Raw genomic sequence first — 8215 nt, forward strand, 5'->3', positions numbered from 1 at the left:
GCGCGACCCGGCGCTGCAAGCGCAGATCAGCGCGGTCGAACAAGCCACCGCGCTGAACTCCGCCGACCCGGCTAAGCGGATCGCCGCCCTGCAGCGCATCGCCGCGACGCCGGACCGGCGCGCTCTCGCCAAGGTCAGCCCACTGACCAAAGATCCGGCTTACTCTGCCGATCCCGCCTTCAGGAGCGCAGTCGATGGGGCGATCAGCAAGATCGAGCGCGGCATCAAGATCGGTGACGTGCTGGCGACGCTGTACAATGGTCTGAGCTTCGCCAGCATCCTGTTCATGGCGGCGATCGGGCTGGCGGTGATCTTCGGCCTGATGGTCGTGATCAACCTGGCGCAGGGCGAACTGATCATGATCGGGGCCTACGCGACCTGGCTGGTGCAGGAGGCGCTGCAGCGCTTCGCGCCGGCGCTGATCGATTACTATCTGATCATCGCCATCCCGGTCGCCTTCCTGGTCACGGCGGCGATCGGCATCGCGCTCGAGGCGATCCTGCTGCGGCACCTGTATCGTCGGCCGCTCATGAGTCTGCTGGCGACCTGGGCGGTCAGCCTGTTCCTGATCAACATCGTTCGGGTGACGTTCGGCACCCAGAATCTCAACTTCACCACGCCGTTCTACGTCACCGGCGGCGTGCCGGTGATCGGCGACTTCATCTTCACCTGGAACCGGATGTTCGCGATCGCCTTCGCGGTGGCGACGCTTGCGCTGACCTGGGGCCTGATGCGGCTGACGCCGCTCGGCCTCAACATCCGCGCCGTGACGCAGAACCGCACCATGGCGGGCTGCATCGGCATTCCTGTCAGGCGCGTCGACATGCTGGCGTTCGGACTCGGTTCAGGGCTCGCCGGACTCGCGGGTCTGGCGCTGGCGCCGATCTACAGTGTCAATCCGCAGATGGGGCAGAATTTCATCATCGACAGCTTCATGGTCGTGGTGCTGGGCGGCGTCGGCACCATCGTCGGCACGGTGGTGGCGGCGCTCGGCATCGGCCAGATCAACGTGCTGATCGAGCCGCTGTGGGGCGCAGTCGCCGCCAAGGTGATCGTGTTGTTGATGATCATCGGCTTCCTGCAGTGGCGTCCCGAAGGGCTGTTCGCCATCAAGGGCCGCCGCAAATGAAGCCGCTGGCCTCCGATCGTCCGTTCCAGATCCTGCTGGGTGTCGTGCTGGCGGTGGCCGTCCTGCTCGCGGTCTCGGTGCCGCTCGGCATCTCGGCCTATCTGGCCAATGCCGTCGGCCAACTCGCGGCCTTCGCCGTGCTGGCGCTCGCGCTCGATCTGATCTGGGGCTATCTGGGCATCCTGTCGCTCGGGCACGGATTGTTCTTCGCGATCGGCGGCTACGTCGTGGCGATGCATCTCCTGAAACACTCGAGCGAAGTCACTGGCCGGGTGCCCGACTTCATGCAGTTCATGGGCTGGTCGAACTATCCATTCTATTGGGCCGGGGCTCGGTTTCTTCCCGTACGCGGGCTTGTCGCCGCTGTGGTGACGCTGCTGATCTCCGGCGTGTTCGGCTACGTGTCGTTTCGCTCCCGTGTCGGCGGCGTGTACTTTTCCATCATCACCCAGGCGCTGGTCTATGTCGCCATGCTGCTGATGTTCCGCAACGACACCGGATTCGGCGGCAACAACGGCATGACCGGCTTTTCGGTGCTCTTCGGCTGGCCGATCGGCAGCAGCGGCGTGGTGATCGCCATGGCGGTCGTCTCGGTGCTGGTTCTCGCGCTGGTTCTGCTCGGCTGCCGGTTGCTGCTCGGCAGTTCATTCGGCGTGCTGATGATCGCGGCGCGCGACGACGAGGTGCGGCTGCGCACGCTCGGCTACGAGACGCTACGGCTCAAGCTCGACGTATGGTGCCTGTCGGCGCTGATTGCCGCGCTCGCCGGTATGCTCTACGTGCCGCAGGTCGGCATCATCAATCCTCGGCTGCTGTCGCCGGAATTGTCGTTGGAAATCGCCGTGTGGGTCGCCATCGGGGGCCGCGGTTATCTGACCGGTGCGGTGATCGGCGCCGTTCTGGTCAACGCGCTGAAATTCTGGCTGTCGGCGGCGGCGCCGGAGCTGTGGCCGTTCATCCTCTCCGGACTGATCGTGCTGGTCGTCCTGGTGTTTCCCAACGGACTGGTCGATCTCGCGAAGTGGAAGCTGACGCGGCCGATGGGCGTCAAGCGTCTTGCGTCCGAAGCACCGGAGCTGCGCTGATGGCGGTGGCACTCTTGATCGACGACGTCACCGTGGAGTTCGGCAGCTTCCGCGCGATCGACGCGTTGTCGCTGGCGATCGATTTCGGCGAAGTTCGCGCGGTGATCGGTCCGAACGGCGCCGGCAAGACCACGATGCTCGACGTCGTCTCCGGCATCACGCGCGCCAAGCAGGGCAGAGTGATGTTCGACGAGACGATCGATATCACCCGCTCCAGTGAGTCCGAGATCGCCCGCGCCGGCGTGCGCCGCAAGTTCCAGAAGCCGAGCATCTTCGAGGGGCTCGACGTGCGCCAGCATATCGCGATCGGCGCGCAAGGCGGGTTGCGTCGGACGCTGTCGCCGGACGCGCTGGCACGGCGCGTCGAGGACGTGCTCGCCGAAGTGGGACTCAACGAGCTTGCGGACCGTTCGGCCTCGGAGTTGGCGCACGGCCAGAAGCAGTGGCTGGAGATCGGCATGGTGCTGGCGTCGCAGCCGAAGGTGCTGATGTTGGACGAGCCGGTCGCGGGTCTCACCGACGAGGAAACAGAGCGCACCGTGGCGCTGGTCCGCAAGCTGCGCCGGCCGGATCGCGCGATCGTCGTCGTCGAACACGACATGGACTTCGTCGAGCAGATCGCCGACCGCGTCACGGTGCTGCACGAAGGCCGGACGCTGTTCGAAGGCTCGATGCAGGACGCCCGTGCCGACGCGCGCGTCGTCGACGTGTACTTGGGGCGATGACCATGCGTTTCCGCGTCGAAGGTCTCGATCAGCATTACGGCAGCGCGCAGGTGCTGCGCCGCGTCGAGTTCGAGATCGCGCCGGGCGAATGCCTCGCTGTGCTCGGCCGCAATGGTGCCGGCAAAACCACGCTGCTGAAATGCCTGATGGGCGTGCTGCCTGTGACGCGCGGCAAGGTGCTGGTCGACGATACGGATATCACCGGCTGGTCGTCGCATCGCCGCTCCGCGGCTGGTCTCGCTTTACGTGCCGCAGGGCCGCGAGATCTTTTCGGAACTGACGGTCGGCGAAAACATCGAGGCCGCGGCGCGTGCTCACGGCACCTTCGGTACGTCGACGATGGACGAGGCGGTCGGGCTGTTTCCGGTGCTGACCCAGATGTGGAAACGTCCCGGCGGCGCGCTGTCCGGCGGTCAGCAGCAGCAGCTTGCGATCGCGCGGGCGCTGGTGACCAAGCCGAGTCTCTTGATCCTCGACGAGCCGACCGAAGGCATCCAGCCCAATCTGGTGGCGATGATCCGCGACGTGCTGGCCGCGTTCAAGGGCCGGCTCTCGCTGCTGCTGGTCGAGCAGTATCTCGACTTTGCCGTCAGCCTCGCCGACTCCTTCGTCGTGCTGTCGCGCGGCAGCGTCGCCGAAGCCGGTCGCATCGACACGACCAGCCGCGACACGCTCGCCCGCCATATCTCGATCTGATCCTATCAACATCCAACGGAGTGATGCGATGTCCCGCCGCCACGAAATTCCAGCGACGCCCGAGAACATGGTGTGGGGCTATCTCGACAGCGCGACGCCGCCGGTGCTCGAAGTCGCCTCTGGCGACACCGTGACGCTGCATTCGTTTCCGGCCGGCGGCAAAGAGACCTTGCCGGAGGATCGCAGCATCGTGCCGGCGGACTATCTGCACGCGCTCGACACCATGGTGCAGGGGCCGGGGCCGCATTTCATTACCGGGCCGGTGCATGTGAAGGGTGCCAAGCCCGGCGACGTGCTGCAGGTCGACATTCTCAGCGTCAAGGTGCGCCAGGATTGGGGCTTCGTCTCGATCCTGCCGCTGCTCGGCACGTTGCCCGACGAGTTCACCGAGTACGAGACCATCCACCCCAAGGTCGATCACGACCGCAACGTCTGCATCATGCCGTGGGGCACCGAGATCCCGCTCGATCCGTTCTTCGGCATCATCGCCACCGCGCCGCCGCCGGCCTGGGGCCGCTGCGGCTCGCCGGTGCCGCGCGCCTTCGGCGGCAACATGGACAACAAGGAGCTGCGTGCCGGCACGACCTTGTACTTGCCGGTGTTCAACGAAGGCGCGCTGTTCTTCGCCGGCGACGGCCACGGCGTGCAGGGCGACGGCGAGGTCTGTATCACTGCGCTGGAGACCGGGGTCACCGGCACGTTCCGCCTCACGGTGCGCAAGGACATGGACCTGACCTGGCCGTTCGCCGAAAGCGCCACGCATCTGATGTCGATCGGTCTCGACGAGGACCTCGACGACGCCGCCAAGCAAGCGGTGCGCGAGATGGTCAAGCACATCTGCGACCGCACCAACCTGTCGCGCAACCAGGCCTACATGCTGTGCTCGCTGGCCGGCAATCTGCGCGTCACCCAGCTCGTCGACGGCAACAAGGGCATCCACATGCTGCTGCCGAAGGCCTATTTGTAGGCGCTTGCGCTCAGCTACGCTTGAAGCTGCAGAAGGGCCTGGGTCCAGCTCGCCGCCGGCCGCTCACGACGCAGCGCGGCGGCGATCCTGCTCGGTCAGCCGCGCCAGGATCGAGCGAGCGGAGTCGCCGGGCATCAGCGTCGCAACGCTGACGTCCGGATCGACGCGCGTGTCGCGGCGGGGGCCGTGCGAGGTCTGCCGGATGACGCTGGTCAGCCGCCGCGCGGTCGTTTGAGCGCCGCGCAGATCCGTTGCGGCGACGACCACGACGATTGCGTCGTCGGATTGCAGCACGCCGAAGTCCATCTTGCGCATCAATCGGCTGACGATGCGGGCGGCGTCGAACAGGACGCGCTGGCCCGCGCCTTTGAAGCCGAAGCGGATCACCGACAATCCGCCGCCATGCTGCTGAGCATGTTGAACTGCTGTTGCGAAGTCGCGGGCGAACGCCGCTGGCGTGAGCAGGCCCGTGCGCGGATCGAGCAGGCCGCCGGCGTCGAGCGAAGCCAGCGCGCGCGACAGCCGCGCCTCGAAAGCGTGTTGGCGGATGAGCGGCAGCGCCGACGCTACGATCTTCGCCGGCTCGCTATCGGCGAATTCGAGGTTGGGAAGTTCGTAGTTGCGATCCGGCGCGGAAACGCTGGCGATCACCGGTAAGTTGCGAAACCGCGCATCCTCCGACAGCACGGTCAGGAAGGCGTCGACCACGCGGGGGCTGAAGCCCTCTGCGAGCACGATGCCGTCGAGATCGCGGGTGTTGAGATGCTTGGCGGCGGCCTCGATCGACAGCGCGCCGACGACGCCGACGCGCTCGCCGAGAGCCACGGAGAGGGTCGGGTAGGCGGCGCCGCGGCCGATCAGCAAAACTGTGGCGTCGTGCAGCGGGTCATTGCTCGGCAGCGGCGCGGCGCTGCTGTCGTCGGAGAGACGACGCAAAGTGGTGGCGTGCAGCGTGCGCACCCGGAGCGCGGCGCGTAGCCGGGCGACCAGCCGGTCGACGTCGGCTTCGCCCGTAAACGGCATCGCGTTCTCGGGCAGTTGGCCGGGCATGTCGACGGCGATTAGCGGGACATAGGGTGATTGCTGCGCCACACGACGCGCGAGCGCGGCCAATGCGCCAGCGGGGCCGGCGCCGCACGCCACGACGGCGGCCGGCTGCAGGCTTTCGAGGGCATCCGGCGCCGCGTCGTATGTGGTTCCGACAACGGGAAAGTATCGGGCATCCGAGAGTGCGCGCAGCAGCGGCGACTCGTCCTCGGAGATAACGACAATAGGCGCGTGATACGACATGGTCGGCCGCGGGCTCTTTGAACAGCGCGCGACCTTAAGCGGACCGGCCTTAATGCGGCGTCAATATGCAGCCCTGGATTCTTCGGGGCGCACAGGAGCGTCGCGGAAAGCCTCGACCATCAGCGGGTTTAGACCGAGTTCCGAAAGCGCTTCGCGAGCACGGGCGTTGTCCTGCGCACGGCCGGCGAGCCGATAGCCGCTGAGCCGGTCGGGCAGCGCAGTGAGCAGGGCACCCTGGCCGAGCCGCGCTGCCCAATCCTGCAGGTCCTGCGCCAGGAAGCGATAGCCGCCGACAGCCATGATGCCGGAGGGCGGCGCCGTAATGCAGACCGCACCCGTCGCACGATCGAGCCGGGCGGCGTAGCCGGTGTCGACATGATCGGCGGGAGGCGGCAACGGCAGTGATTCGTGGCGCGGCACCGGCGCGTAGGGGCTGATGGTGACCATCGGACCACGCATGCCGAGCGTGCCTCTCGGCGTGATCAGGATTTCGCCCGCCGGCGATCCGCCGGCATGGTTGCGCGGTGCCGTGAAGGAACCCGGCATCACCGCCGTGGGTACGCCTTCGACGTCGCGAACGGCGCCGAACAGACCGGCTTCGCCGAAAATATACAGGTCGGTGAAGCTCACCGGTCCGCCGCTCCAAGCCGGGCTGGACCCGACCTGTTCGGGGGCACGCCACAGGCCGATGACGTTGCGTAGCGACGGAGCGCGGGCCACCAAGCCACCATCGGCGAGCCGCAGCGCTAGAGGCGCCCGGCGCCACCAAGGTCGCACAGGCGAGTTCAACCAGCTGTCGCTCGAGCACCGCATCATCGAACGGATGATGCAGAACCATCGTGCCGCCGCTGAGCAGCCAGGTCACAAGTGAAGACCCCCAAGCCAGCGAACGACGACGGCATCTGGGCGGACAACATCGTGGCGCCCTGCGCCATCCCGCTTTCCAGGAAAGCGACCAAGCCACCCGCGATCAGGTGCAGATGCGTGCGCGGGATGGCGCGGACGCCTTCGCTGGTGGTGTCGAACGAGATGATGGCGGCGCGGCGCGCCTCGTAGCCGAGGTCGGGTGGAACCCGCCCGTGATCCTCCATCGCGACGTCGAGCGACGCCATGCCTTCCGGCAGATCGTCGCCGAAGCCGCAGACGTGGCGGATCGAAAATGCTTCGACCGCGGCGTTCATCGCCAGATCGGCGTGGTCGACGCCGTCGATCCGGCGCATCGCCACGATGGCGCGGGCGCCGGTGCGGTTCAGCGCGGCGGTGAGATCGGCCTGTCGCCAGAGCTGCGGCAGCACCGCCACCACGAGGCCGGCGCGATGTGCGGCCAGCACGGTGAGCGGAAATTCGATGGTGTTGGGAAGCTGGACGGCGATGACCGAATTTGCTGGCAGTCCGGCGGCCGCGAAATGAGCGGCGAGTGCCGAGATTGCGCGATCGGCTTCGGCGTAGGTCAGGTGGCGCGGCGCCTGGCCGGTGACGCGCGCCTTGTCGAACGGATCGATCAGCGCCAGCGCATTCGGCTGTCGCGCCAGGATGCGGCGGAACAAGACATCCAGAGTGGGAGAGGGATGGTTGTCGGTCACAGGATCACCTCTACTGCCTCACCGCGATGGGCTTATCGACTGAGACACTGGTCTACTGAGCATCTGGGCGCTGCCACCACGTCTCGGGCAAATAGCCGCTGAGCGCAGTGGCCTTCGGTTGTTGTACCCGATTCCAGCGGGCGATCCATTGCTCCTGCACGTTATACAAGGGCACCACGTAAAACCCCGAGATCAGTACGCGATCGAGCGCCCGCACCGCGTCGACGAAACTCGTACGATCACGAGCAATCAGCATCGCTGCAATCATCGCGTCGACCGCCGGGTCCTTGGCGCCCATGTAGTTGCGCGTACCCTGCGTATCGGCGGCGTCGCTGCCCCAATAGAACGATTGTTCGTTGCCCGGCGACAGCGATTGATCCCAGCGGTTGGGGATCATGTCGAAGTCGAAGGCGAGGCGGCGCTGATCGAATTGCACAGGATCGACGGCGCGCACCACGGTCTCGATGCCGGCGCGCTTGAGGTCGCGTGCATAGGCCAGCGCGATCCGCTCGTGGTCCCGCGTCGTCACCAGGATCTCGAAGCGCAGCGGTTCGCCGGTTGCCTTGTTGCGCAGCACCGTGCCGTCCAGTTGATACCCCGCCTGTTCGAGCAGATCGAGCGCCTCGCGCAGCAGTATGCGGTCGCGGCCGGAGCCGTCGCTGACCGGCAGCCGATAGCTGCCGTCGATCACGTCCGGCGGCAGCCGCGACAGATAGGGTTTTCATAACTGCAACTCGGAC

6 protein-coding genes and 3 pseudogenes are annotated in these 8215 nt (G+C 66.5%); 6 read left to right on the top strand and 3 right to left on the bottom strand.

The window, feature by feature from the left end; translation table 11 throughout:
- The 6 genes and pseudogenes from urtB to I5M_RS13955 form a co-directional block, all read left to right on the top strand.
- The coding region (gene urtB / locus I5M_RS13935; protein ID WP_022721955.1) for an urea ABC transporter permease subunit UrtB at window positions 1-1129 on the top strand (1129 nt) is incomplete at its 5' end.
- Window positions 1126-2214: an urea ABC transporter permease subunit UrtC gene (gene urtC, locus I5M_RS13940; protein ID WP_022721956.1), complete on the top strand. Its 1089-nt coding sequence runs from the start codon at window positions 1126-1128 to the stop codon at window positions 2212-2214. The genes urtB and urtC, both read left to right, overlap by 4 nt.
- On the top strand, window positions 2214-2939 hold the full coding sequence (locus I5M_RS13945) for an ABC transporter ATP-binding protein (protein WP_022721957.1): 726 nt from the start codon (window positions 2214-2216) through the stop codon (window positions 2937-2939). The genes urtC and I5M_RS13945 overlap by 1 nt, the downstream gene beginning before the upstream one ends.
- Window positions 2940-2941: 2 nt before the next feature.
- Window positions 2942-3091 (top strand): annotated as a pseudogene (locus I5M_RS34230) (ATP-binding cassette domain-containing protein); the annotation flags it as partial.
- Window positions 3092-3185: 94 nt separating this feature from the next.
- A complete protein-coding gene (locus I5M_RS34235) occupies window positions 3186-3635 on the top strand; it encodes an ATP-binding cassette domain-containing protein (RefSeq protein WP_307706177.1) in 450 nt (149 codons plus the stop codon).
- Window positions 3636-3663: 28 nt separating this feature from the next.
- Window positions 3664-4602 carry an acetamidase/formamidase family protein gene (locus I5M_RS13955; protein ID WP_022721958.1) on the top strand — a complete coding sequence of 313 codons (939 nt, stop codon included), beginning with the start codon at window positions 3664-3666 and terminating at the stop codon, window positions 4600-4602.
- Window positions 4603-4665: 63 nt separating this feature from the next.
- Here I5M_RS13955 and I5M_RS13960 read toward each other — a convergent pair whose 3' ends face one another.
- From I5M_RS13960 to I5M_RS13970, 3 genes and pseudogenes are all read right to left on the bottom strand, one after another.
- The gene (locus tag I5M_RS13960) at window positions 4666-5892 is read right to left on the bottom strand and encodes a GGDEF domain-containing protein (protein ID WP_022721959.1); all 1227 of its coding nucleotides are present in this window, start codon (window positions 5890-5892) and stop codon (window positions 4666-4668) included.
- A 60-nt stretch (window positions 5893-5952) separates the two neighbouring features.
- Window positions 5953-7475, bottom strand: a pseudogene (locus tag I5M_RS30925) (AMP-binding protein).
- Window positions 7476-7527: 52 nt separating this feature from the next.
- Window positions 7528-8193, bottom strand: a pseudogene (locus I5M_RS13970) (ABC transporter substrate-binding protein); the annotation flags it as partial.
- Window positions 8194-8215: the final 22 nt, after the last annotated feature.

This window comes from Rhodopseudomonas sp. B29, assembly GCF_000333455.1.
Taxonomy (GTDB): Bacteria; Pseudomonadota; Alphaproteobacteria; order Rhizobiales; family Xanthobacteraceae; genus Rhodopseudomonas.

Coding starts and splice junctions, on each gene's coding strand:
- urtC (WP_022721956.1), top strand. CDS start 1,126: ATGAAGCCGCTGGCCTCCGATCGTCCGTTCCAGATCCTGCTGGGTGTC.
- I5M_RS13945 (WP_022721957.1), top strand. CDS start 2,214: ATGGCGGTGGCACTCTTGATCGACGACGTCACCGTGGAGTTCGGCAGC.
- I5M_RS13955 (WP_022721958.1), top strand. CDS start 3,664: ATGTCCCGCCGCCACGAAATTCCAGCGACGCCCGAGAACATGGTGTGG.
- I5M_RS13960 (WP_022721959.1), bottom strand. CDS start 5,892: ATGTCGTATCACGCGCCTATTGTCGTTATCTCCGAGGACGAGTCGCCG.